Below are 24,573 nucleotides of genomic sequence, written 5' to 3'. Positions count from 1 at the left end.
GTTCCCTGATTATAGGGCTCTCTGTCAAGATTAGCTAGGGAATTTTGCAAAAATTTTCACCGTCGCTGCCCCTAACCCTCTTCAGCGCAAGCATAGTGTGCCACTTTGCAAACCTGATAGGACACTTTGGCGATCGCCCACAAAGCTGCTACAACTATTAAGCATCTGTTATTAAGCGCTTTGGCTAGAAAATTAGCCACATTGAGGAGAATTGCCCATGGGAGTCCACATCAAGCAGGCAGTGGAAGTCGCAACCTATATCATCTCGCAACGCCTACAGGGCAAAAAGCGCTTTCCCCTCACCTTGATGCTTGAGCCTCTCTTTCGCTGTAATCTGGCCTGTTCCGGTTGCGGTAAAATTCAGCATCCCCTTGAGGTCCTGCGCAAATATCTCACCCCGGAGGAGTGCTTCCAGGCCGTTGAGGAATGTGGTGCGCCAATTGTCGCCATTCCCGGCGGGGAACCCCTGCTGCACCCGCAAATTGATGAAATTGTCAGTGGCTTGGTGGCACGGCGGAAGTTTGTTTACCTGTGTACCAATGGTATTCTCCTAGAGGAAAATCTCCATAGGTTCAAGCCCTCCCCCTACTTTAGCTTCAGCGTTCACCTCGATGGTCTGCGGGAGTGGCACGACAAATGTGTGGCTCGTCAAGGGGTCTTTGACACGGCTGTCAAAGCAATCAAAGCGGCTAAAGCCAAGGGCTTCCGGGTCACCACCAACACGACGATTTTTGAAGGGGTGGATCCCAAGGAAATCCAGGAATTCTTTGATTTTGTCAGTTCCCTAGGCGTAGACGGCATGATGATCTCCCCCGGCTATGCCTACGAATGGGCACCGGATCAGGAGCACTTCCTCAAGCGGGAGCAAACCCGTGCCCTCTTCCGTGAAATCCTTGCCCCCTACCGTGCCGGTCAGAAGAAGTGGAATTTCAACCACAATCCCCTGTTCCTTGATTTCCTTGTGGGGGAAAAGGACTACGAGTGTACCCCTTGGGGCATGCCCAGCTATAGTGTGTTGGGTTGGCAGAAACCCTGCTACCTCCTCAACGAGGGGCACTACAAGACGTGGAAGGAACTGATTGAAAATACCGACTGGGATAAGTATGGCCACAAAAGTGGCAATCCCAAGTGCCGTGACTGCATGGTGCACTGTGGTTATGAGGCCACTGCTGCTATGGATGCCTTTAATCCAGCCAATATGGTTAAGGCGGCGAGCAGTCTTTTCTAACGCGTCTAACGCGGGCGCATTAGTTGCCAACGTTGCTCTGCAGTTTCCACTGCGGCTTTCGGGGTTAATTTTCCAAGCAGAACGCTTTCGATCGCTCGCCCAAGGGTTTGGGAAAAGCGGGCATAGCCACGAAAGTTGGGGCGTGCTTGAGCCGCAGCCATCTGATCCAAAAAGACACGGAGGGCAGGTTGCTGGGCCACAAAGGCCTGATAGCGATCGTTGGTCCGCACCCGTTCATTGATGGGCAAATACCCTGTGCCCAAAGCCCACTCCGTTTGAAATTCTTCACTAAGAACGTAGTTCAAGAAGGCTAGAGCTGCCTCTTCCCGTTGGGGTGTTGAGCGAAAGACAAAGAGATTTTCGCCCCCCAGTGCGCTGGCAGGGGTCTTGAGGGCAGGCATGGGGAGAACGCCAAAATCCACCCCCGACTGTTGTAATTGCGCCAATGTCCAAGGCCCTGTAATCTGCATCGCCACCTCCCCACGGATAAATTGATCCAGTTCATAGCCCCGTTCGGGGGCCGAGAGTATTGCTAAGCCCTCTTGTCGCAGACGTTGCCAAAACTCAAGGGCCGCAATCGCGGCTGGGGTGTCAATGTGGGCGGTTTCTGGCGTTTCTCCGAGACTGCCACCGGCACTCCAAAAGAAGGGCAACCAAGTAAAGATGGCAAATTCCCCTTGACCAAGGGGAAGGAGCAGTGGGGTGATACCCTGGGCCTTTAGGGTTTGGCTCACCTGCTCTAGTTCCTGCCATGTGCTGGGTAGTGTTTTAATGCCAGCAGCAGCGAATAAACTCGGACGATAAAAAATTCCAAGGTTGTTGGTAGCAAAGGGAATTGACCAGTAATGGTTGCCGTAGCGCATTGTTGGTATTAGGGCAGGACTGACTTGGTCACGGTAGGGGGAAGCTTGCCACCAATCATCCAGGGGACGCAGGGCCCCCAGATCAACAAATTGCCCCGTGATCGTGGGGTTATACCAGAGCAGATCTGGGGCGGCATTGCCCACCACTGCGGCCAGAATTTTCGGCAACTGCTGGTCGGGTTGACCAACGTAGAGGGCTTGGACATGAATCTGGGGATGGCGGGCATTGAAGCGATCCACAAGACGCTGGAGTACGATACGGTTAGGGGGTGGGTTGACCCCATGCCAGAAAATCAGTTCAATGGGCTGTTCGGATTGGGGCGCTGTTGTGCAACCGATGAGCAGTAGGCTTAGGAAACCCAGCAGGAGTGCAAACCAGCCGCGTCTATTGCAAACGATCAATCGTACGGTATTGAATGGCTTCGGCCACATGGGCAAGGGCAATCGTTTCACAGTCGGCCAGATCAGCAATGGTACGGGCTACTTTTAGGATACGGTCTGTGGCGCGCGCCGATAGCCCCAGTTGGGCGATCGCCCTCTCTAGGAGATTGATCGACGCCTCATCCAAGGGACACCACTGGCGCAGATGACGACTTTGCATTTGGGCATTGCAGTGCAGATTGGGCTCGTCAGCAAACCGCTGTTGCGCTCGCGATCGCGCTGCCAAAACTCGCTGCCGTACCGTGGCTGAATCTTCCCCCAGGGGTTGGCGGGTCATTTCCTCTGGCTTGAGGCGGCTGACACTCACTTGCAAATCAATGCGATCCAACAGGGGGCCAGAGAGCTTTGCCCAATACTGTTGCCGTTGGCGCGGCGAGCAGGTACAGGGTTGCACGGGATCACCATAGTAGCCACAGGGGCAGGGATTCGTACTGGCCACTAAGGTAAATTGAGCTGGAAAAACCACCGATTGGCGGGCGCGCGCAATGGTGACTTGGCCATCCTCAAGGGGCTGTCGCAGCAGTTCCAACACATCCCGCTTGAATTCCGTCAATTCATCGAGAAAGAGCACCCCCCGATGAGCGAGGGAGATTTCCCCGGGCCGCGGATAACTGCCACCCCCCACTAGGGCAGCGCCAGAGGCAGAATGATGAGGACTGCGAAAGGGGGGCTCCTGGAGCAATTGCCCACGTTCTTTGAGCAAGCCAGCAACGGAGTGAATTTTCGTGACTTCAAGGGCTTCTTCAAACGTCAAGGGAGGCAAGATTGTTGGTAACCGCCGCGCCAACATTGTTTTGCCACTCCCCGGTGGCCCGACAAAGATCAGATTGTGCCCCCCTGCCGCCGCAATTTCGAGGGCACGCCGTGCCTGATACTGCCCCTTAACCTCCTTGAGATCAAGGGTAAATGGGGGGGAGGCAGCCGCAGCCCAACAGGGGGAGGGCGCCGCTGGCGATCGCGAGGTGGGGTCATTCAAAAAGGCTGCAACTTCGGCGAGAGTGTGGCAACCATAGACCTTTAGTCCCCGCACGAGCGCTGCTTCCGTCACATTGGCTGTGGGCACGACCAGGCCGCTTATTCCTTGGGTCTGGGCTGCCAGGGCGATCGCCAGTACCCCTGCCACGGGTTGCAAAGTACCATCGAGGGACAGTTCCCCGAGAAAAAGATGGTCGCCGAGTAAATCCGTTGCAACCTGTCCTGAAGCGGCCAAGATGCCAATACTAATGGGGAGATCAAAGCTGGGGCCTTCTTTACGTAAGTCGGCGGGGGTGAGATTGACGACAATTTGCCGCATTGGGAAGCTAAAACCAGCGTTACGAATGGCCGCCTTAACGCGCTCCCGCGCCTCTTGAACGCCAGCATCGGGCAGACCCACCACCACCGTCCTGGGTAAGCCGCTGGAAACATCCACTTCGACACCGACGGGAATGGCATCAATTCCTAGAACAGCAGCACTCCAAACCCGCGCCAGCATAGCCTCAACATCAGAAAGAGCACCGACGACTGGCCGTGTTTCGTCTCGGTGCTCTTAACTGGTTCGCTCCTCACACACTTAATGACCTTAGCAGAAAAATCCTAGATTTGTCACTATTGCGTAGGAATTTTCATGAAGTTTATTTGCAAAAGGCCAATTTCTGCCTCCAGGCTTAGCGGAGGCTGCCCAAGGTGTGCCGCCAAGCCAACTCTTTGCTGATAATTTCGAGCGATCGCTGCTCAGTACCAGTGAACAGGGGTGTAATTGTTTCGAGAATTTGCGCTAACAGCGGTGCTGCATAGTTCCCGGTTGAGCGTAACAAATGGGCATAGTAGCGAAACTGCGCTTGACCTTGGGCATTGCGATGAAAGGCCAGCACCTCGGCAGTAGTCAATTGCCACACAGGTGTATTTACGGGCACCACAAGAGTGGGCATCCCCTGCTGGCCGTAGGTTCTTCCACCCGCCCCAGTAACCAAATGACCAATCAGGGCAATCCAGAGGAGTGTGCGGGTTTCACTGACTAAATCGGGACTGAGCAAGGTGTCGGCACTGCTGGTGAGGCGAGGGCTGATCTGATGCAACTGGGGATTCAACAGTTGAGAGTTGTAAATGACCCCGACCGCCCAGTGGCGCTGCTCATCCTCAAGCTTGACAAAACGACCAAAGCCATAGTCTTCTGGGGCGGGGGGTGGGGAACATCCAATCGATCCACCAGTTGCGCTACATAATCGCAGTGGGCGTTGGACTTGACGATGTGTCCGAGGTAAATGGCCTGCTCACTCATAGCTTGTGGCTAAGACGCGCTGTTGAATCTCAATGAGTTGTTGAATACCTTGGCTGGCGACATCAAGAAGGCGATCGAGGGTTGCCCGGTCGAAGGAACCCATCTCCGCTGTGCCTTGAACCTCAATGAATTGACCACTGGCCGTCATCACCACATTGAAGTCCACACTGGCCGCCACATCCTCAGCGTAGCTCAAATCCAGATAGGGTTCACCATCAATCAGACCCACGGAGACTGCCGCTACTTGATGACGCAGGGGAGATTCGCTGAGTACCCCTTGCTGAAGAAGGGCACTAAGGGCATCCACAAGGGCAATGTAGCCACCCGTAATCGCCAGCGATCGCGTGCCGGCGTCGGCTTGCAGCACATCGGCATCCACAATTAGCGTGCACTCCCCCAATAGGGATAGGTTCAAGGCTGAGCGTAAGCTACGACCGATCAGGCGTTGGATTTCTTGGGTGCGCCCAGAGAGCTTGAGGAATTCTCGCTCTTGCCGTGGCCGCGTTGCACTTGGTAACATGCGGTATTCTGCGGTGAGCCAGCCTTGGCCTGTGCCTTCTAAAAACTTGGGCACACCTTCCTTGAAACTGACGGTGCACAGCACTTGCGTTTGCCCCGCTTGGGCAAGCACCGATCCTAAGGCAAATTGGGTAAAGTGCCGCTGAAACTGGTGCGATCGCAATTCCTGTGGTTGACGGCCATCGGGTCGCTGCCACCCCATGCTTGATCCCCTCTCAATCACCTTCCCTATTAGAGCTTATTTTCTAGAGCTAGGGCGAGACCTTCCCCTTGGGCGATCGCCCGATGATTGGAGATAATGTAGTTATTGCTACACGCTATACTCTTTTGCCAATGCTAAATAAAGATTAGCCCATTGCCATCAGGAAGGAGTTTGACATTGAAAAAGGTAGAAGCCATTATTCGTCCCTTCAAACTGGATGAAGTCAAGATCGCCCTTGTCAATGCGGGTATTGTCGGCATGACCGTCTCCGAAGTACGCGGCTTTGGGCGGCAAAAGGGGCAAACGGAACGGTACCGTGGTTCAGAATACACGGTGGAATTTTTACAAAAGTTAAAAATTGAGATTGTTGTCGAAGACGATCAAGTGGATATGGTCGTGGCCAAAATTATTGAAGCCGCCCGCACCGGCGAAATTGGCGACGGTAAGATTTTCGTCACCCCCGTAGAGCAGGTCATTCGCATTCGTACCAGCGAAAAAGATCACGAGGCGGTCTAGGGGCGGATGCCGAAGATCTCTGGCCAAACCCAGCTTCTGGGAGTCATTGGTGACCCGATTGAACACACCCTTTCACCGGCAATGCACAATGCCGCACTCGAGTATTTGGGGTTGAATTATGTCTATGTGCCCTTTTGGGTCAAGCCACAGCAGCTCGGGGTGGCGATCGCCGGCCTAGGGGCCCTGAACGTCGTTGGCTTTAATGTCACCATTCCCCACAAAGAAACCATCCTTCCCCATTTAGCAGATGTGAGCGACCTCGCGCAGCAGGTCGGGGCAGTCAACACCGTCTATCGCAGTGAAAAAGGATGGGTGGGCACGAATACCGATGTGCATGGCTTCTTGGCACCCCTGCGGCAACAATCCTGCCTCTGGTCGGAAATGGCTGTTTTAGTCTTGGGCTATGGGGGGGCGGCGCGAGCCGTAGTCACTGCCTGTTATGACTTGGGCTGTCGGCAGATCTATATCAGTGGTCGCCAAAGGGAACGGCTAGAGGCCTTTGTGGCCAGTTGGCCACAGATTCCCCTCCATCCTATGCCTTGGTCAGAGCGAGCCACTTGTTTGGCGAAAATCAGCCTGGTGGTCAATACCACTCCCATTGGTATGGCCCCCCATCCTGGCGCCACCCCCCTAGCAGCCGAAGACTTGGCAAAACTACCCGCCACCGCCATTGTCTATGACCTCATCTACAAGCCTCGCCCCACCCTGCTTTTGCAATTGGCGATGGCACGGGGACTGCAAACCTTCGACGGCCTTGCCATGCTTCTCCATCAAGGAGCGGCAGCCTTGGAGTACTGGATTGGCCAACCCGCCCCCACTGCCATCATGGCCACTGCCCTTGAAACGGCCCTAGGGATGGAGAAATAACATGGTACCTTGGCGGTCAGAACTGATGTGGTTAGCCGTGGTGTGGCTGGTGTCGCTCCTTATTTCCCTAGGGATTAAATTTGCCGCACCCCTCTATCCCTTGCCGCCAAGTTTCGGTGTGATTGCCTTGCTAGTCCTTTTACCGGCAGCGTTGATGGCGATTGTTTTACTGACCCTCAACCAAAGCGATAGCCAAAACCCCGCACCGTAAGAATGTACTGGGGATGACTGGGATCGGTTTCAATTTTCTCCCGCAGCCAGCGGATGTGGACATCAACCGTCTTGCTGTCGCCGATAAAGTCAGGCCCCCACACTTGATCTAGCAATTGCTCCCGTGGCCAAACGCGGCGGGGGTGGCGCATAAACAGCTCGAGCAGTTTGTATTCTTTGGGGGAGAGATTGATCTCCTTGCCCCGCAGGGTTACGCGGCATTCTTGGGGATAGAGACAAAGATCACGAAAGCGGAGCACCGTTAGCGCCGTGGACGGTTGAATTTGTGTCCGCCGCAAGAGGGCACGGCAGCGGGCCAGCATCTCCCGCATGCCAAAGGGCTTAGCCAAGTAGTCATCGGCACCAATTTCCAGGCCGACCACCCGATCAATTTCACTGCCTTTGGCACTGATCATGAGGATGGGGACGGTGCACCCTTCCCCGCGAATGATTCGGCATAGATCGAGTCCATTAATACCTGGCAGCATCACATCTAGAATGATGAGATGTATCTCTGCATCTTTAGGGAAGCTGTCCGTCAAGAGATAGTTATTCATCAGGCTGAGGGCTTCATAGCCATCGCTGGCCACAAGGGTATGGTATCCCTCCTCCTCCAAAGCAAGCACAAGGGTCTCGCGAATTAGGTCTTCGTCTTCAATTACCAATATGTTGGCAAGGGTAGTTAGGGGGATACGAGAGGCCTCTGGTGGTTCGGCAACAGTCTCGGTAGAGAGCATAGAAAACCGGCATAGTGCTTGGTTGGCTTTATTCTATCACCGAGATCTGCTGTCCCTATTCGTTCTTAAAGTTCATTGGACCCTTGTAGTTACTGAGCCGGCTCAGTTCACTTAGCGATCGCGTGCCGGAATAAAGCTGATCATGAATTTCCCATGTGGGATAGCCCTGAATGCCCTTGGCGCGGCAGCGTTCCACTTGGGGATTGGCACCATTGGGGTCACATTCCACATAGTTGAGTTCGCGTACCGCCTGCTTGCCAAAGAGTTCCTTTTGATCGTGGCAGTGGCTACACCAATAGGCGCCATACATAACCGCCCCCACCTGGGTTAAGTGGCGCGCTAAGGCCATTTCTGCAGGACCTGAAGTATTGACAACGGGAATGCCGGGGCCGTCGGTGTTAGCCATGCGCGCATTATAGATGCCAAAAACAGCCACGAGCGTAATAACCGCAACAATCACGCCGTTAAAAAAGAGTTGGCCGCGATCGCGCCACTCATGACCGACAATTGTCAAGAGGAGCAAGGTGACGCTAAAGACGGCCGAGGCAATGCAATAGAGACAACTGGCTTTAATTTCGGTGACCAGAATGTACATGAGGTAACCACTGAAGCTGGCCATAGCCATGGCCCCCAGAAAGAGCAAAAGCCAAGTGGTGCTTTCAACTTGACGGCGCAGTTCTTTCTGCTGGGGCTCCTTCAACAGCAGTGGCAATGCTGCCAGAGACAGCATTCCTGTGTAGGCCACAAAACCAAGGAGGGACAGGGGAATACCAAATACAGTTGCCCACGGACTGTTGAGGACAATATCACAGCCGGAGGTCGGGCACGCTACTTCCTGATCGGTCAATTTAACGAGCGTCAGATAGGCCGTTACCGCCATACCCGCAAGCGCAACCCCACCAATCAGCCACCGCGACCAACGATAGATCCAAGGGGTAGAGCGTCGTCGAACCATTGGTGAGCCTCAGGATTGAATCACTTAATTGATATCATCATACTAGCGAGTAGAGAGCACCGCTTGGGCATTGCGCCGCCATTGTTCCGGTTTGATTCGCCGCAGCGCCGAACCGCGGGTCAGCTCGTCCCACGTTTGCTCGCTGAGGGTAGCGAGTTCTTCGGCTGTAGTGTTGAGGAGGGGCGATCGCGCCCCAAAGTCAGACACATCCGTCGGTTGGGCAAAGCGTTGATTCCACGGGCACACCTCTTGGCAAATGTCACAGCCGGCAACCCAGCCTTCTAAGTGAGCAGCAATTGCGGCGGGGAGTTCGGGGGCACGGTTTTCAATCGTGTGGTAGGCAATGCAGCGGTTGGCATCCACCACATAGGGTTCGACGATGGCACCGGTGGGACAGGCGGCCAAGCAGCGGGTACAGGTGCCGCAGTGATTCGTGTGGGGGCGATCGCCCGTTAACGCCAAGGTGGTAATTAATTCCCCCAAGAGAATCCACGAGCCATACTGCCGTGAAATCAGATTGCTGTGCTTGCCGATCCAACCGATTCCTGCTTGTTCTGCCCAAACTTTGTCCTGCACAGGACCGGTATCCACATACCAACGGTAGTTCATCTCAGGTACCTGGGACTGAAGCCATTGCGCCAGTGCTCGCAAGCGTTTTCCCAAGACCCGATGGTAATCTCGCCCCCAGGCATAGCGGGCAATTTTCACCTTAGGAGGGGGCTGGGGATGCGGCTGATAGTAATTCAGGGCAACGGCAATGATCGATCGCGCTCCCGGCAGGACAGCTTGAATCTCCTGTCGGCGCGGATTGGCCATCCATTCCATGTCCGCTTGAAATCCTTGGGCTAACCAGCGCTGGAGGGCAGCTACTCCAGAAGGATGGTCATCCGTATAGGTGCGCAAATCCACAATCCCCACCCGATGGAACCCCAACTGATGGGCAAATTCCTTAATCGCAGCAGCACTCACCATAGGGAAATCATATCTCGCTCCGCAGAAAAGGGCTGTAGGATGAGGTTGCACCGTTTGTTGAGGGGGTAAGCAGGAGGAATGGCAGAGACACCGCTGGTTGCCATTGTCATGGGCAGTGATTCCGATTTGCCGACCATGCAGGGGGCGATCGCCATTTGTGAGCGCTTTGGCATTCCCCATGAAGTCGCTATCCTCTCAGCCCACCGCACTCCTCTTGCCATGGTGGAATTTGCTCAAAATGCCCATCAGCGAGGTCTAAAAGTCATTATTGCCGGTGCCGGGGGCGCTGCTCACTTACCGGGCATGATAGCCTCCCTAACCCCCCTGCCCGTGATTGGCGTACCCGTGCCGAGCCGCCATTTGCAGGGGGTGGACTCTCTCTACTCAATTGTGCAGATGCCGGCCGGGATTCCCGTTGCAACAGTTGCCATTGGCAATGCCCAAAATGCAGGCCTATTGGCGGTCCAACTGTTGGCCAGTCATGATCCAACGTTGCTGGAGCAAGTGCTTGCCTATCGTCAAGAATTAGCAGCCACTGTGAGCGCCAAGAATGAAAAACTGCAAACACTGGGGGCTAGCGCTTATCTGAAACAGCAGTAGTCCCTGATTCAGATCGGAAGGAAGAATCCGAGAGCCTTGCTTTTTGCAGATTATGTTTAAAGAGGGGGAGAATGCGGCAACATTGATCGACAAAACTCACTAACCACATTTCCAACTGCTGCTGTTGGCTTGAGTTGACCAAAACCTGCTGAGGCGGTAGAGCACCCTGGTAGGTAATGGAACCGTCATCGCTGACAAGGAAATCAGCACACCAGCTACTAGGAGGGCGCGAGGCTCGCCAGTAATTGGCAACAATTCTACTGCCTAGATACTTTTGAGCTACTTTGCTAACGCGATTCAAGTGCTCCAGCACCTGAGCCAGTTGCAGCGGAGCCTGAGCAGCAGAAGCGGCGATCATCTCAGAGGGCGCAACCTCTGTTGGTGGCGTCACCCCCAAGATATGGAATAGTTTTTGTTCTAGGCTTTTTCGCTGCACAGAGGCATCCAAATTCTCCGCGGCAGTGCCACTGAGGGAGCGGTGCAGGCGCACAATCATTTCCACTGCTGCCAATTCTGCAGGAGCTAAAGATTCGAGGCGAGCAAGAATATCCTGCTCCCGATGCTGCGCTGCTTTTTCCAAATTCTGCTCTAGCCACGCCAATGGATCGCTGCCTTGATTGAGCAAACGCAGGATGTAATGCCGAGTCATTGGCGTCAGTGGGGTTCCCATAGTTCTTGTTTTGCTCTTGTTTCTCTGAGGGATTCACGTGCTTAGTTGCCATGTTAGGGGAGATAAGAAATTTATCAACCCGTAACCCCAAAAATTAGGGGGGCAAGAAGCGTTGGCGCTCTAGTTCATCCCCGCGCTGGGGATGAAATTAAAGTAAAATATACGTACTCGAATTGATTGTGCTGCTTTCCCGATCGCCTGCCGCCATGAACGCTTTTGCACCTAGCTTGCCGACTGATATTGAATTACCCGATTGGTTAGCGACGTGCCTGCAAAATCCAAATCCTGAGAATGGGGATGATTTGGTCTGTCGAGCGTTTCAATTTGCCTATGACTTGCACCAAGGACAGCGGCGGGCTTCAGGGGAACCCTACATTGCCCATCCTGTGGCAGTGGCGAGTATTTTGCGGGATTTAGGGGGTGGGCCAGCCCTCTTGGCGGCGGGGTTGCTCCACGATGTGATTGAGGATACCGCTGTTACAGCAGAGGAGCTAGAAGCAAATTTTGGTGCTGAGGTGCGGCGACTGGTGGAAGGGGTCACCAAGCTCTCGAAATTTAACTTCTCCAGTAAAACGGAGCGGCAAGCGGAAAGTTTCCGGCGAATGTTTTTGGCGATGGCGCAGGATATTCGTGTCATCGTCGTCAAGCTAGCCGATCGCCTGCATAATATGCGCACCCTTGAGTATCTGCCGGAAGATCGCCGCCATGCCATTGCCCAAGAAACCCGTGATGTCTTTGCTCCCCTGGCCAACCGCCTGGGGATCTGGCGGATCAAGTGGGAGCTCGAGGATTTGGCCTTTAAGTACCTGGAGCCAGAGGCCTACCGCCGCATTCAAGAATTGGTGGCCGAAAAGCGCGCCAATCGCGAGGCACAACTGCAGCAGGCCATTCAAATTCTTCAAGAGCGGTTATCGGGGATGGGCTTTGGCTACCTAGAAATTAGCGGCCGTCCCAAGCACCTCTACAGCATCTACCAAAAAATGATGCGGCAGCACAAAGAATTCCATGAAATCTATGATATAGCGGGCATTCGCATCCTTGTAGCCACAAAGGATGAGTGCTATCGTGCCCTTGCGGTTGTCCATGACTGTTTTCTTTCGGTGCCGGGGCGGTTCAAGGACTACATTAGCTTGCCCAAACCCAACCAGTATCAATCGCTGCACACCGTCGTTATGGGTCTCGGGGGGCGCCCCTTGGAGGTGCAAATTCGCACCTTGGCGATGCACCATGTCTCTGAGTATGGAATTGCTGCCCACTGGAAGTACAAAGAAACAGGTCAGTCCTTGCCGCAGCAGTGGAGTGTCCAAGATCAAAAATTTACGTGGCTACGCCAACTGCTGGATTGGCAAAATGACCTCAAGGATGCGCAGGAGTATCTTGACAGCATTCGCGATGATCTCTTTGATAAGGAGGTCTATGTTTTTACACCCCAAGGGGATGTCCTTGCCCTGCAACAGGGGGCAACGCCCCTTGACTTTGCCTACCGTATTCACACCGATATCGGCAATCACTGTGCTGGGGCACGGGTGAATGGTCGGATGGTGCCCCTAGATACCCCCCTGCGCAATGGCGACATTGTGGAAATTCTCACTCAAAAAACAGCTCACCCCAGTTTGGATTGGTTGAACTTTGTTAAAACAACAACGGCACGCAATCGTATTCGGCAGTGGTACAAGCGATCGCGCCGCGATGAAAACCTGCAACGGGGACGGGAGTTACTAGAGAAAGAACTGGGCAAAGCCGGTTTGGAAGCACTCCTGAAGTCACCGCAAATGCAGCAGGTGGCAGAGCGCAGCAACTACCAAAGTGTGGATGACCTAGTGGCGGCCCTGGGCTATGGTGAAATCACGCTGAATCTGGTGGTGAATCGGCTGCGGGCAATTACCCTGGCACGTCCAGAGACAACCCCACCGGAACTGCCTTCGGAATCTGCCCCTGTTAACCGTGTACCAGCGACCACCAAACCCACTGATTCCCCGATTCTAGGGGTGGAGGGCTTGGTTTATCACATTGCTGGCTGTTGTTGTCCTGTGCCCGATGAGCCGATTATTGGCGTGGTGACGCTGGGCAGTCGGGGTATTTCCATTCATCGGCAGGGCTGTAGCAGCCTAGAGGCGGTGTCGAGCGATCGCCTGATTCCAGTGAGTTGGAATACCAAAGTCAATCCACACCGTCCCCAAACCTACCCTGTGGATGTGCAAATTGAGGTAATTGATCGCGTCGGTATTCTTAAGGATATTTTGACCCGTTTAACCGATCATCAAATTAATGTACGGCGGGCCAATGTCCACACGCATCCGACGGGCACGGCAACTATTGATTTGTGTATTGATATTGTGAATGCGAAGCAGTTGGATCGTATCTTGGCGCAAATTAGAAAAATCACTGATGTCCTCAACATTCGCCGCCGTCAGCCAACGGAAGTCAGTTCTCCCTAGGTAGGATCGTCGGCTCCCAGCCCCCCAAGGACGATTCAGGAGACGATTAAGGAAATGCGTTTGTGACATCACTCCTTCTGGAACCCCTACAGCAGTACCCAGCGGAAGCCCTTTCCCCAACGTTGGTTGCCCTGCAAAAGACGCAACAAGTCTTGCCACCGCCTCATCCTGTGTGGTTGATTTCTACTAGTGTCTGGCAACAGTTGCGCGCTGGCGCCATTCCCCTGTGGCAAGCAGCCTGCGATCGCTGGCAGGAGCGACCTCCCACTGCGGCGGATTTCAAGGCACTGGCTCTGGAGATGACCGATCAATTACCGCCCTTGGATGTGGGAGAGTTAGAAACAATTTTTGCTGAGTGTCATCACTTTTGGCAACAACAGGGGGGAGACTCCCATCTGGTTCTCACCACCTATCTTTGGCAGGGTGCTGTGGACTTACCTTGGGGGCTAGGTCGTGGCACAGTCTTAAACCGTCCCAGTTTGCCCCTGTGTCATCAGGCGATCGAAGCTGCCTTTGCTGCCCTTGTTCAAGCCAAGAATCTCTATACCTATTGGCAGCAGGGATGGGATTTTTGTCAGCTCAAGGGGGTGATCTTGCTTTACCCCCTAAGTGCCATTGTTGCTTCAGGTTGGTGGATAGGGAGGGAGCCAACGTTGAAGGCGATCGCCAGCGGTGTGGCTCTACCCCATCAAGGCATTCCCCTGTCCCCAAGGGGAATTGAGCTGACGCCCGCAGAGGAGCACCACTTGCAGCAGGCCTGTCGCGGGGCAGCGTCCCATCTCTGGCTTTGGCATCGCAGCCAGACACAGGTTTGGTGGGGACAGTGTTTGCCGGAGCCTCTGCCGGTTGCCCCCTTGCCGCAGGCGGTGGAGCATACTCTACTCGCGCAAGGAATTCCCGCTGCTGGAGGGCAGGCGATCGCCCCTGCCATTGTGGTCACCGACCCCTGTGCCCCGGCTGCTGTGGCTGGACGGATTTTGGTGACCAAAAGTATTCCTCCCCACTGGTTGCCCCTCGTGAATGCTGCCGTTGGTGTGATTTGTGAGCAGGGAGGGCTAACGAGCCATGGGGCAATTCTGGCACGGGAATTGGGACGGCCAGCGGTGGTGGATGTGGCCAATGCCACACAGCAGATTCGTTCGGGAATGACACTGTTTCTTGATGGTCACCGGGGAGCTATCTATCAACTGCCCCCAGAGCCATTGCCGGTGGTGGCTACCCCCCTTCCGCAAACGCCCTCACCCCCGGCGGTGAAGCAATTGCCCTTGCAGGTCATGGTCAATGTGAGTCAAGTCAGTGCCCTACGACTATTGCGATCGCTTCCCTGCGATGGCATTGGCCTGTTGCGCTCAGAGCTGATGTTACTGGCTTTTTTGGAGCATCGCCATCCCTGTCATTGGTTGGAGCAAGGGGAAGCTGAGCAGTTGCGCGATCGCTGGGTGCAGCACCTGGGTGAATTTATGCGGGCGATCGCCCCCCGTCCCCTCTTTTATCGCACGTTGGATTTACGGCCAGCAGATTATCGGCAACTGTTGGGGGGACATCGCTTTGAACCGGAAACAGATTGGGGGCTGCGGGGCGTGAGTCGCTATTCCCATTGTCCGGAACTATTTCACTTGGAGCTGTCGGCGCTGGCGATCGCCCACCGTTTAGAAACCTGCCCTTTACGCATTGTTCTGCCCTTTGTCCGCAGTGTCGGTGAAGTGGTCTACTGTCAAAAAGCACTTGCGGAGCATGGTCTTACACTCAATGCGGGTGTGGAATTGTGGGTGATGGCGGAGGTGCCGGCTATTCTATTTTTGCTGGCTGATCTAGCCCATCTTGGCGTTGCGGGAATTACAATTGGCACCAATGATCTCACCCAACTGCTCTTGGGCATTGATCGCGAAACGGCCCTACCCGAATTAAATGAAGACCATCCTGCCGTTAGGGGGGCGATCGCCCAACTGATTCAAGGCGCCAAAGTGCATCATTTAGGCTGCAGTCTTTGTGGTGAAGCCCCCGCCCGCTATCCCCATTGGCTGCCGTGGTTAATTGACTTGGGCCTTGACAGTATTTCCGTGAGCCCAGAAGTGGTTAGCCAAGTGTTGAGTTACCTCTAGGGCCCCTCTGCCGACTATCCCCCTGGGGAATCTGACTGGATGGCTGCTTAGAAGCCGTAGTGCTCAATGGCTTCCAGAATCCCTTGGGCATAGTGACCCTTGGCAAAGTAAATGTGGGGGCGATCGCGCAGCTTTTCCAATTCCGGACTGTGATTGCCCACAACAACAGCAAGGGTATTCCCCGTCAGCATTTGCTCGTCATTGCCAGAATCGCCAGCCACCAACAGTTTTTGCAGCGGATAGCCCCACTTCAGGGCCAGATAGCGCAGAGCATCGCCTTTGGAAGCACGTAGGGGCAAAATATCCAAGAACTGATTGTGGGAGAAAATCGGCCGACAATGGAGTTTCTGCTGCCGCAGCAGCCGCAGCACTGGTGTAATGCTGGGGAGAACAGTGGTGTCAACGTTGTAGCTAATTTTGTGGGAGCGTTGATTCTCAGGGGGTTGCAGCCTTAGGCCGGCCACAGCGGCGAGGGTGTCTCTGACCCGCTGCGGTTCCCAGCGATAGCTAATGTGCTGCTGCCAACTGGTGTCGGGAACCAGGTGCGGGCCATAGTAAATTTCACTGCCCACGGATGTAATTAAAACATCGGGGATGGGCACCCCCCATTCATGGAGCACCTCTAGGGTAATTTCTAGGTGACGCCCCGTTGCCACCCCAAAACCCATTTCGGGACGGCGTTGGAGAAGGGTTAATAGTCGCTCAAGGGCCGCGCGATCGCCAATCAAGGTATTGTCAATATCACTAATCAACAGGCGTTCGAGGGTGAGCAGGCGGTTCCGTGTCAGGGTGGTTGGCAGTTGATGAGTCTGGCACTGAAGCGGTTGCCGTTGCACACTCAACACGGGCAACACCGATTTTGCCGCCAGTTGATCAAGGGCCTGCAAATACGTCTCCACATGACTGCGCCAAGAGTAGTGGGCCTGTACCCCCTTCAGGCCATTGTCTGCCCAAGTCTGCCACTGACTATCGCTTTGAAAGGCTTGATGCAGAGCGCTGCGAATTGCTTCTAGATCAAGGGCATCAAAGAGCAAGCCATTGCGACAGTGGCGGATAATCTCCTGCGGCCCGCCATCCGCTGTGGCCAAAATCGGCAATCCACAGGCAGCCGCTTCAATGAGGGTCAGGCCAAAGGGTTCCGTCAGCGCAGGATTGATAAAAACCCCCCGTTGCTGCGCGGCTAAACGGTACAGATCGGGGACTTCATCACTCGTGTGGGTTTTCGGATAGGCGACTTTGCCATAGAGATCATAGCGATCCACCAGCAAAAAGACTTCCGTCAATACTTGGCGAGGGCTGGCCTCCATCTTGCTAATATCGGTGCGATTGCCGAGAACTAAAACGAGATTTGCTCGCTCCTGCAAAAAGGGATCGCTGCCATAGACCTTGAGCAGGGCAGCCACATTCTTACGTGGTACTGGTCGAGAGAGGCAAAAGATAAAGGGCTTTTCCGGCTCCAGCAAAAAGCGACGCAATTCCTTGCGAAACGGTAAATCGGCTGGAACCGGGGCTGGATAGAAGCGGCTGGTATCTACCCCCGGTGGAATCACGGCCATCCGTGCCGGGTCGTATTGATCGTAGAAGCGATACTGCTCTTCGACTTCCTGGTGGGTACTGGCAATAATGAGTGCGGCACTGGCAAGGGTTTGTTCTTCGGCTTCGATGCGCGTCGTAAAGTGAAACTGCTCTTCAAGGGCATCGGGTTTACCGCCCTGGGCCAGGAGTCGCTGTTGCTTGACCCGTCCGAGGGAATGCCCAGTGTGCACAAGGGGAACCCCCAACCAGCCAGCCACACGGCAGCCCACATAACCCGCATCGGCATAGTGACTGTGGATGACATCGGGCATGCGCCCACTTTGGCGGAGATGGCGCAACAGTTCATCGGCAAAGACATCTAGATAGGGCCAAAGCACTTCTTTGCGCAAATAGCGGCGCGGACCACAGGCCAGACGGACAATGCGGGCGCGATCGCTAATTCGCTCAATGGGCTGGGCATAGTCGGGACTGACCTTGGCATCGGGAATTAGACGAGTGACCAAATCCACTTGTGCAACACGGGGATGGGCTGCAAGGGTTTTTGCCAGTTCGACCACATAGCGCGTTTGTCCTCCCGTATCGGCATCTCGCCCCAGTTCAAGGCGATCGCCCCGAATCAAACCATGAATGCTGATGAGGACAATGTATAATTCCTCTTGCATAGCCGCTCCCTTACTTGGTGCCCAACAACCCAATTGGGGATCATCATCACCCTACCGAAAACCATGAGTATTGTCCAAAAACCCATGGCGGCAATCTCCACAGCAATTCATCTCAAAGAGGTCTCCTTTGGCTGGTCGCCAGAGGTTTTAGTGCTGGATCAGGTATCGTTAGAAATCCCGCGGGGGCAACTGTGGATGCTCCTAGGCCGCAATGGTAGTGGTAAGTCAACACTGGTGCGTATTTTGGGGGGACTTTTGCAGCCCCAAAGGGGTGAAGTCTATGTAGAGCAGCCCCTTGGCTTTGTCTTCCAGAACCCCGATCACCAACTGGTGATGCCGAGTGTGGGTGCCGATATTGCCTTTAGTCTCAATGGTGAAGCTCTGAACTATTGGCAGGTGCGTGAGCGCGTCAGTGCTGCTCTGCAAGCGGTAAATTTACAGGGGTTAGAACGCCGTCCCATCTATGCCCTCAGTGGTGGCCAAAAACAGCGGGTAGCTATTGCCGGGGCGATTGCTCGCCATTGCCGGGTGCTGTTGCTCGATGAACCCACGGCACTCCTTGACCCCGATAGCCAGCGGGAACTCTTGGGCTATGTGCGCCAACTGGTCAACACTCAAGGGATGACGGCGCTGTGGGTCACCCATCGCCTCGATGAACTAGCGCAAGCGGATGGTGCCATTGTTCTCGATCGCGGCAAAGTGATTGGCCAAGGGGCACCCACCGATATGATTCCTCTGCTGCACGCTTGAAGAGCCAACCGTTCCTTCACCAAAAGCGATTTTTCAAACCGCTGGCCCCTGCTTTGGCTGCTATGATCAAAAACTAAAGATATAGAATACTTGCATAGGAATTCACCTGTAGGATTGAACTGTTGCATTAGGAGCGATCGCCATGACTGAACCCCCCCAAACCCCACCCCCCGAAGAACCCACAGCCAAAGCTGGTCGTCCCGCCCGTCGCAGCAATCCGCCCACCAAGGAAAATAGCGGTCAAATGGTCTCCCTCGCCGAAAAAACGGCGCTTGCCCCCGCCGGCACCACCCAAGCCAGTGACATTGTGGTGTGGCAAACCTTTAATAGTGCCGGCCTACGCCCCATTGAGGCCAGTCCGGTGCAAGTGGTGCACATGATCAAAGATGCCGGTGAGCGGCCTGTGCTCAGCAGTGGCCTGCAAATCTACGACAGCATCAACTCCGCTGGTATTCGCCCCATTGTGGCAACCAATTTCCGGGTGGTTGAAACCCTCAACATCATGGGGGTGCGGCCAGTGGCGGCGGATGACTTTGAAATTGTTGAGACAGTGAATTGGATGGGCATTCGTCCGATTACCACCAGTGGCCTACACATTGCTGAAACCTACTATTCCGCTGGAGAGCGTCCCATTGCCTCCAATATCATTGATGATTCCCCTGTCCTCATGGGCTATCTGGACTAGGGTGACCGTGTTGCCAGTTTGCCCTTTTAGGTGAGGCAGTGGCAGTTTAGATGGCCATTGATCCCTATCGGCACCTGCTGCGGCCACTGCTTTTTTCTGGGTTGCAGGCGGATCCAGAATTTTTGCATCAGCAGTTTATCTCTCTCTGTGGGTGGCTCAATCAAGATCGTTCCCTAGGCACTTGGCTACGGCAACAACTCCAGCAACGGTATGCCCTTTCAGACCCCCGCCTAGAGCGGCAGGTGTGGGGGTTGCGCTTTCCGAACCCCATCGGTTTGGCAGCGGGGTTTGATAAGAATGGGGTTGCCCGCAGTGTCTGGTCGGCCTTTGGCTTTGGCTTTGCTGAATTGGGCACCGTTACGTGGCATCCGCAGCCGGGCAATCCTCGGCCGCGCCTCTTTCGCCTAGGGGCCGATCGCGCTGTCATCAATCGCATGGGGTTTAATAATGCTGGGGCAGAGGCGATGGCTGCCTCCTTAGAGCGATCGCCCCCACCCAATATTCCCATCGGCATTAACCTAGGCAAATCAAAAATTACCCCTTTGGAGGCCGCCAAAGAGGATTACTTAGCCAGTTTTCGCCGCCTCCATCCCCTGGGGGATTATTTCGTGATTAATGTGAGTTCGCCCAACACACCGGGACTGCGGGACCTGCAAGCCAAGGAACAACTGGAACCCATTTTGGAAACGCTCCAAACCGCCAATCACCCCCGCAAGCCCCTGCTGCTGAAAATTGCCCCCGATTTGAGTTGGGAACAGATTGCTGCCATTCTTGATCTCCTGCAGGCCTATGAACTTGCCGGGATTGTAGCCACCAATACCACCGTGGCACGGGAGGGGCTGAAAAGCCAGACTATTCCTCAGACGGGGCGATCGCCCGCGGCGGAGGCCGGCGGTCTCAGTGGCGCCCCTTTGCGCGATCGCGCTACCGCCGTGATTCGCTTTATCCACAAGCAGACCCAAGGCACTCTGCCGATCATTGGGGTAGGGGGGATTTTCACGCCCGAGGATGTCATTGAAAAACTGGCGGCCGGTGCAACACTAGTGCAACTCTACACCGGTTGGATTTACCAAGGACCGAGCCTATTGCGGGAGCTACTCAAAGGACTCTTAGCCCACGCAGCCGATCCAGAGAAACCAGAGAAATAGCCTCCATACCCTTGTCAAGGGGAGCATTCTGATTGTTAACTTTTCTATAGTATTGTCCCTATATTTTACGAAAGTATAAAAATATGACCGTTTCGCCCGAGCAGATTGACCGCATTGTTTCCAACCAGCACCACGATCCCTTTGAAATTTTGGGATGTCATCAGATTCAGGAAAATGGCCAATCCGTGTGGGCGGTACGTGCCTACTTACCGAATGCCGAGCGGGTGAGTGTCCTCTGTCCCGAGCAGCGGCAAGAATATCCGATGACGTCGGTGCACCACCCCCACTTCTTCGAGTGCCATATTCCCGTAGCAGAACTCAATAACTACCAACTAAAAATCTGCGAAAATGGCCACGAGCGGGTTATCTATGACCCCTATGCCTTCCGCTCTCCAAAGCTGACGGATTTTGATGTTCATCTCTTTGCCGAGGGTAATCACCACCGCATCTATGAAAAACTAGGGGCACACCTGCTCACAGTCGATGGCGTCGCGGGGGTGTATTTCGCCGTCTGGGCACCGAATGCCCGCAATGTCTCTGTCATTGGTAACTTTAACCACTGGGATGGCCGCAAACACCAAATGGCACGACGGGGCAATGGCATCTGGGAACTCTTTATCCCCGGGTTGGGTGTCGGCGAGCACTATAAGTACGAAATTAAGAACCAAGAGGGCCACATCTACGAAAAATCAGATCCCTACGGCTTCTACCAAGAACCGCGTCCCAAGACTGCTTCCATTGTCACCGACCTCAATAGCTACCAATGGGGCGACAACGACTGGCTAGAAAAACGGCGCCACACCGACCCCCTTACCCAACCGATTTCTGTCTATGAGGTGCACCTCGGATCGTGGCTCCATGCCTCCATGGAGGATCCCCCCATTGGGGCCGATGGCCAACCCCAAGAACCCGTACAGGTGGCAGAACTCAAGCCCTGGGCACGCTTTCTCACCTATCGTGAATTGGCGGCCAAACTTATTCCCTACGTCAAGGAATTGGGCTACACCCACATTGAACTTTTGCCCGTTGCTGAGCATCCCTTCGATGGCTCTTGGGGCTACCAAGTGACTGGCTACTATGCCCCCACATCCCGCTATGGCAGTCCCCACGACTTTATGTATTTCGTGGATCAGTGCCACCAAAACGGCATTGGCGTCATTGTCGATTGGGTACCGGGGCACTTTCCCAAGGACGGCCATGGGCTGGCGTTCTTTGATGGCACCCATCTGTACGAACACGCGGATCCCCGCAAGGGCGAACACAAGGAATGGGGCACCCTAGTCTTTAACTATGGTCGCCACGAAGTGCGCAATTTTCTGGTGGCCAATGCCCTCTTTTGGTTTGACAAGTACCACATTGACGGTATTCGCGTGGATGCCGTGGCCTCGATGCTCTATCTCGACTATGGCCGCAAGGAGGGAGAGTGGGTACCCAATGAATACGGTGGACGGGAGAATTTAGAAGCGGCCAACTTCCTGCGCCAAGTCAACCACGTGATCTTTAGCTACTTTCCGGGGATTCTGTCGATTGCTGAGGAGTCAACAGCCTGGCCGATGGTCTCCTGGCCGACCTACATGGGGGGATTGGGCTTTAACCTGAAGTGGAACATGGGTTGGATGCACGATATGCTTGACTACTTCAGCATGGATCCGTGGTTCCGCCAGTTCCATCACAACAATGTCACCTTCAGTATGTGGTACCACCACAGCGAGAACTTCATGCTGGCCCTTTCCCACGATGAGGTGGTCCACGGCAAGAGTCACATTATTGGCAAAATGCCGGGCGATCGCTGGCAGAAATTTGCGAACCTGCGCTGTTTGTTTGCCTATATGTTCACCCACCCCGGCAAGAAAACCATGTTTATGGGGATGGAGTTTGCCCAATGGAGCGAGTGGAATGTCTGGAGCGATCTGGAGTGGCACCTGCTACAATACGAGCCCCATCAGCAAACCAAACGCTTCTTTCAAGATCTGAATCACCTCTACCGTTCCCAACCGGCCCTCTATACCCAAGATTTCAAACAGGAGGGCTTTGAGTGGATTGACTGTAGTGACAACCGCCATAGCGTTGTGTCCTTCATCCGCTGGGACAAGGACTACCAAGATTTTGTCGTTGTCGTCTGTAACTTTACACCACAGCCCCATAGCCACTATCGTATCGGGGTGCCGGAGCATGGTTTCTATAGGGAATTGTTTAACAGTGATGCCCGCGAGTATGGCGGCAGCAATATGGGTAACTTAGGCGGCAAGTGGGCGGATGAGTGGCCCTACCACAACCGCCGCTATTCCCTTGATCTGTGTTTGCCCCCCTTGGCGGTGCTGATTTTGAAACTGGATCGTGAGAAGACGGCGGCGGAGCGGGCCCGCTATAACCTTAAGTCCTAAGTTTCCAGAATTCCTGCTTGGACTTGCCAAAGGCTGTAATAAACCCCCTGCTGAGCCAGGAGGGCTTCGTGGGTCCCCTGCTCCACAATTTCACCTCCCTCAAGGACATAGATGCAGTTGGCGTGGCGAATGGTGGAGAGGCGGTGGGCAATGGCAATGGTGGTGCGATGGGCAGTAATCTGGGCTAGCGATCGCTGGATGGCAGCTTCGGTTTCGTTATCCACGGCAGATGTGGCTTCATCGAGCACCAGAATCGGCGGATCTTTGAGAAGGGCACGGGCGATCGCCAGCCGTTGCCGCTGACCACCGGAGAGTTTTTGGCCCCGCTCCCCCACCACCGTGTCATAGCCCTGGGGCAGTTGCTCAATGAAGTCATGGGCTTCAGCCAGTTTTGCTGCCCGGATCACCTCAGAACGGGTTGCCTCCGGACTGCCATAGGCAATGTTTTCAAACACGGTGCCGTGGAAGAGAAAGACATCTTGGCTCACCCAGCCAATGGCTCTGCGCAAATCCCGCAGGCGATACTCGCGAATATCCACGCCATCAAGGAGAATGCACCCCTCTTGGACTTCATAGAATCGCAGTAACAATTTCACAAGGGTACTTTTGCCGGATCCCGTGGAGCCGACAATGGCGATCGTTTGACCTGCAGGGACGTGTAAGCTCACATTTTTCAGCACGGAGGCACGGCCAGCATAGGCAAAGCCGACCGCTTCAAAACGTACCTCCCCTTTGACATGGTGCGGATCAAGGGGGCGATCGCCCGGACAAATCGCGATCGGCGTTTCCAGTAAATTCAGCACCCGCTGCGTTGAGGCCATGGCTCGTTGATACTGATCCAGTGTTTCCCCCAAACGGGTCAGCGGCCAGAGCAAGCGTTGAATCAGATAGACCATCGTGCTATAGGCCCCCACATCCAAGCGTCCCTGAAAAGCAGCAAAGCCCCCCAGTACCAAGGTTCCCGTAAAACCAAATAGAATCACAAAGCGGATCAATGGAATGTAGGCAGCACTGAGGCGAATGGCGCGGCGATTACTCTGTTGGTAGGCTTCACTGTCCCAGCGCAGGCGCTCCAGTTCGTAGAGCTCAGCCGTAAAGCTCTTGATCGTTTGAATGCCCGTAATATTGTTGGCCAAGCGTTCATTGAGGAGTCCCGCCTTTTCCCGCACCTCTGCATAGCGAGGTGCCAGTCGCCGCTGAAAGATCACCGACCCCCAGAGAATCAGGGGCATCGGCAGCATTCCCCAGATTGCGACATTGGGTGCCAAATAAAAGAAAATGCCACCAATAACAAAGACGGTGGTTGTTACCTGCAACACCTCATTGGCACCGCCATCCAAAAATCGCTCCAGTTGGTTAATGTCATCATTGAGAATCGAGAGCAATACCCCACTGCTGCGCTCCTCAAAAAAGGCCAAATCCATTTCTTGGACATGGGCATAGGTCTCAAGGCGCAGGTCGTGTTGGATCTGCTGGGCTAAATTGCGCCAACTGCGGGCATAGGCATACTCAAAGAGCGACTCCAAGCTCCAAATCACAAACGATAGACCCGCTAAGGTCAAGAGTTGCTGCTCAAAGCTTGCTAGCCCCCAGCGAGCAAAGAGGGAATCCTGCCGCTTCACCACTAAATCCACAGCAATCCCAATCAGAACGGGGGGAGCCAGATCAAAAATTTTATTCAGGATAGAGGAGAGGGAGGCAAACCCCACTTGGCGTTGGTAGCGCTGGCTGTGGTGTAGGAGTCGTAGAAACGGATGCAAGGCTTCTTGGTCTCCCCAAAGTGCAGGACAATCGGCAGCAAGCAGATAGCTCGCCTCATTCTTAAGAT

21 protein-coding genes are annotated in these 24,573 nt (G+C 54.5%); 11 read left to right on the top strand and 10 right to left on the bottom strand.

Annotated elements, in window-relative coordinates; all coding sequences use genetic code 11:
• The first annotated feature begins 217 nt into the window (after positions 1 to 217).
• Positions 218 to 1,228 carry an adenosyl-hopene transferase HpnH gene (gene hpnH, locus NK55_RS12165; RefSeq protein WP_024125987.1) on the top strand — a complete coding sequence of 337 codons (1,011 nt, stop codon included), beginning with the start codon at positions 218 to 220 and terminating at the stop codon, positions 1,226 to 1,228.
• Positions 1,229 to 1,233: 5 nt separating this feature from the next.
• On the opposite strand, the gene NK55_RS12160 is transcribed toward hpnH, so the two are convergent.
• The 4 genes from NK55_RS12160 to rph all read right to left on the bottom strand — a co-directional run bounded on the left by NK55_RS12160 (position 1,234) and on the right by rph (position 5,513).
• Positions 1,234 to 2,493: an ABC transporter substrate-binding protein gene (locus NK55_RS12160; protein WP_024125986.1), complete on the bottom strand. Its 1,260-nt coding sequence runs from the start codon at positions 2,491 to 2,493 to the stop codon at positions 1,234 to 1,236.
• A complete protein-coding gene (locus NK55_RS12155) occupies positions 2,477 to 4,006 on the bottom strand; it encodes a YifB family Mg chelatase-like AAA ATPase (protein ID WP_024125985.1) in 1,530 nt (509 codons plus the stop codon). The genes NK55_RS12160 and NK55_RS12155 overlap by 17 nt, the downstream gene beginning before the upstream one ends.
• A 172-nt stretch (positions 4,007 to 4,178) precedes the next feature.
• Positions 4,179 to 4,589 carry a hypothetical protein gene (locus tag NK55_RS12150; RefSeq protein WP_304412451.1) on the bottom strand — a complete coding sequence of 137 codons (411 nt, stop codon included), beginning with the start codon at positions 4,587 to 4,589 and terminating at the stop codon, positions 4,179 to 4,181.
• Positions 4,590 to 4,784: 195 nt separating this feature from the next.
• Positions 4,785 to 5,513 carry a ribonuclease PH gene (rph, locus tag NK55_RS12145; RefSeq protein ID WP_024125984.1) on the bottom strand — a complete coding sequence of 243 codons (729 nt, stop codon included), beginning with the start codon at positions 5,511 to 5,513 and terminating at the stop codon, positions 4,785 to 4,787.
• Between the two features lie 177 nt (positions 5,514 to 5,690).
• On the opposite strand from rph, the gene NK55_RS12140 reads away from it, so the two are divergent.
• The 3 genes from NK55_RS12140 to NK55_RS12130 are packed head-to-tail and all read left to right on the top strand — an operon-like array spanning position 5,691 to position 7,107.
• Positions 5,691 to 6,029, top strand: a complete 339-nt coding sequence (locus NK55_RS12140) for a P-II family nitrogen regulator (RefSeq protein ID WP_024125983.1) — start codon at positions 5,691 to 5,693, stop codon at positions 6,027 to 6,029.
• A gap of 6 nt (positions 6,030 to 6,035) precedes the next feature.
• Positions 6,036 to 6,896, top strand: a complete 861-nt coding sequence (locus tag NK55_RS12135) for a shikimate dehydrogenase (RefSeq protein WP_024125982.1) — start codon at positions 6,036 to 6,038, stop codon at positions 6,894 to 6,896.
• A 1-nt stretch (position 6,897) separates the two neighbouring features.
• Positions 6,898 to 7,107: a hypothetical protein gene (locus NK55_RS12130; RefSeq protein WP_024125981.1), complete on the top strand. Its 210-nt coding sequence runs from the start codon at positions 6,898 to 6,900 to the stop codon at positions 7,105 to 7,107.
• Here the strand turns inward: NK55_RS12130 and NK55_RS12125 are convergent.
• Genes NK55_RS12125 through queG form a run of 3 tightly spaced genes read right to left on the bottom strand, consistent with a single transcriptional unit; the run spans position 7,073 to position 9,770 of the window.
• On the bottom strand, positions 7,073 to 7,843 hold the full coding sequence (locus NK55_RS12125; protein ID WP_024125980.1) for a winged helix-turn-helix domain-containing protein: 771 nt from the start codon (positions 7,841 to 7,843) through the stop codon (positions 7,073 to 7,075). The genes NK55_RS12130 and NK55_RS12125 overlap by 35 nt on opposite strands.
• Positions 7,844 to 7,898: 55 nt before the next feature.
• Positions 7,899 to 8,798, bottom strand: coding sequence for a vitamin K epoxide reductase family protein (locus NK55_RS12120; protein ID WP_024125979.1), 900 nt, complete (start codon positions 8,796 to 8,798; stop codon positions 7,899 to 7,901).
• Between the two features lie 42 nt (positions 8,799 to 8,840).
• A complete protein-coding gene (queG, locus tag NK55_RS12115; protein ID WP_041429330.1) occupies positions 8,841 to 9,770 on the bottom strand; it encodes a tRNA epoxyqueuosine(34) reductase QueG in 930 nt (309 codons plus the stop codon).
• A gap of 78 nt (positions 9,771 to 9,848) precedes the next feature.
• Here queG and purE point away from each other — a divergent pair, with 78 nt between their 5' ends.
• Positions 9,849 to 10,370 (top strand): 5-(carboxyamino)imidazole ribonucleotide mutase, encoded by a 522-nt coding sequence (gene purE / locus NK55_RS12110; protein ID WP_024125978.1) that lies wholly within the window; start codon positions 9,849 to 9,851, stop codon positions 10,368 to 10,370.
• Here purE and NK55_RS12105 read toward each other — a convergent pair.
• Positions 10,345 to 11,019 (bottom strand): hypothetical protein, encoded by a 675-nt coding sequence (locus NK55_RS12105; protein ID WP_041429328.1) that lies wholly within the window; start codon positions 11,017 to 11,019, stop codon positions 10,345 to 10,347. The two genes, purE and NK55_RS12105, sit on opposite strands and share 26 nt — an antisense overlap.
• Before the next feature lie 227 nt (positions 11,020 to 11,246).
• Between NK55_RS12105 and NK55_RS12100 the strand changes: the two genes are divergently transcribed.
• Positions 11,247 to 13,478, top strand: coding sequence for a bifunctional (p)ppGpp synthetase/guanosine-3',5'-bis(diphosphate) 3'-pyrophosphohydrolase (locus tag NK55_RS12100; protein WP_041429968.1), 2,232 nt, complete (start codon positions 11,247 to 11,249; stop codon positions 13,476 to 13,478).
• A gap of 62 nt (positions 13,479 to 13,540) precedes the next feature.
• Positions 13,541 to 15,580, top strand: a complete 2,040-nt coding sequence (locus tag NK55_RS12590; protein ID WP_024125975.1) for a putative PEP-binding protein — start codon at positions 13,541 to 13,543, stop codon at positions 15,578 to 15,580.
• Between the two features lie 47 nt (positions 15,581 to 15,627).
• Here the strand turns inward: NK55_RS12590 and NK55_RS12090 are convergent, their stop codons facing one another.
• Positions 15,628 to 17,778: an HAD-IIB family hydrolase gene (locus NK55_RS12090; RefSeq protein ID WP_024125974.1), complete on the bottom strand. Its 2,151-nt coding sequence runs from the start codon at positions 17,776 to 17,778 to the stop codon at positions 15,628 to 15,630.
• Between the two features lie 63 nt (positions 17,779 to 17,841).
• On the opposite strand from NK55_RS12090, the gene NK55_RS12085 reads away from it, so the two are divergent.
• The 4 genes from NK55_RS12085 to glgB all read left to right on the top strand — a co-directional run bounded on the left by NK55_RS12085 (position 17,842) and on the right by glgB (position 22,745).
• Positions 17,842 to 18,528: an energy-coupling factor ABC transporter ATP-binding protein gene (locus tag NK55_RS12085; protein WP_024125973.1), complete on the top strand. Its 687-nt coding sequence runs from the start codon at positions 17,842 to 17,844 to the stop codon at positions 18,526 to 18,528.
• Positions 18,529 to 18,670: 142 nt separating this feature from the next.
• Positions 18,671 to 19,213 (top strand): hypothetical protein, encoded by a 543-nt coding sequence (locus NK55_RS13725; protein WP_024125972.1) that lies wholly within the window; start codon positions 18,671 to 18,673, stop codon positions 19,211 to 19,213.
• 50 nt (positions 19,214 to 19,263) lie between these two features.
• Entirely contained in the window at positions 19,264 to 20,361 is a 1,098-nt protein-coding gene (locus NK55_RS12075; protein ID WP_024125971.1) for a quinone-dependent dihydroorotate dehydrogenase, read from the top strand.
• A gap of 83 nt (positions 20,362 to 20,444) precedes the next feature.
• Positions 20,445 to 22,745 carry a 1,4-alpha-glucan branching enzyme gene (gene glgB, locus NK55_RS12070; protein ID WP_024125970.1) on the top strand — a complete coding sequence of 767 codons (2,301 nt, stop codon included), beginning with the start codon at positions 20,445 to 20,447 and terminating at the stop codon, positions 22,743 to 22,745.
• Here the strand turns inward: glgB and NK55_RS12065 are convergent.
• The gene (locus NK55_RS12065; protein WP_051372908.1) at positions 22,742 to 24,550 is read right to left on the bottom strand and encodes an ABC transporter ATP-binding protein; all 1,809 of its coding nucleotides are present in this window, start codon (positions 24,548 to 24,550) and stop codon (positions 22,742 to 22,744) included. The two genes, glgB and NK55_RS12065, sit on opposite strands and share 4 nt — an antisense overlap.
• Positions 24,551 to 24,573 lie beyond the last annotated feature (23 nt).

The sequence above is a fragment of the Thermosynechococcus sp. NK55a genome (genome assembly GCF_000505665.1).
Taxonomy (GTDB): Bacteria; Cyanobacteriota; Cyanobacteriia; order Thermosynechococcales; family Thermosynechococcaceae; genus Thermosynechococcus.
Note: the sequence above shows the minus strand (reverse complement) of the source record. Positions and strands in the feature narration are given on the sequence as shown.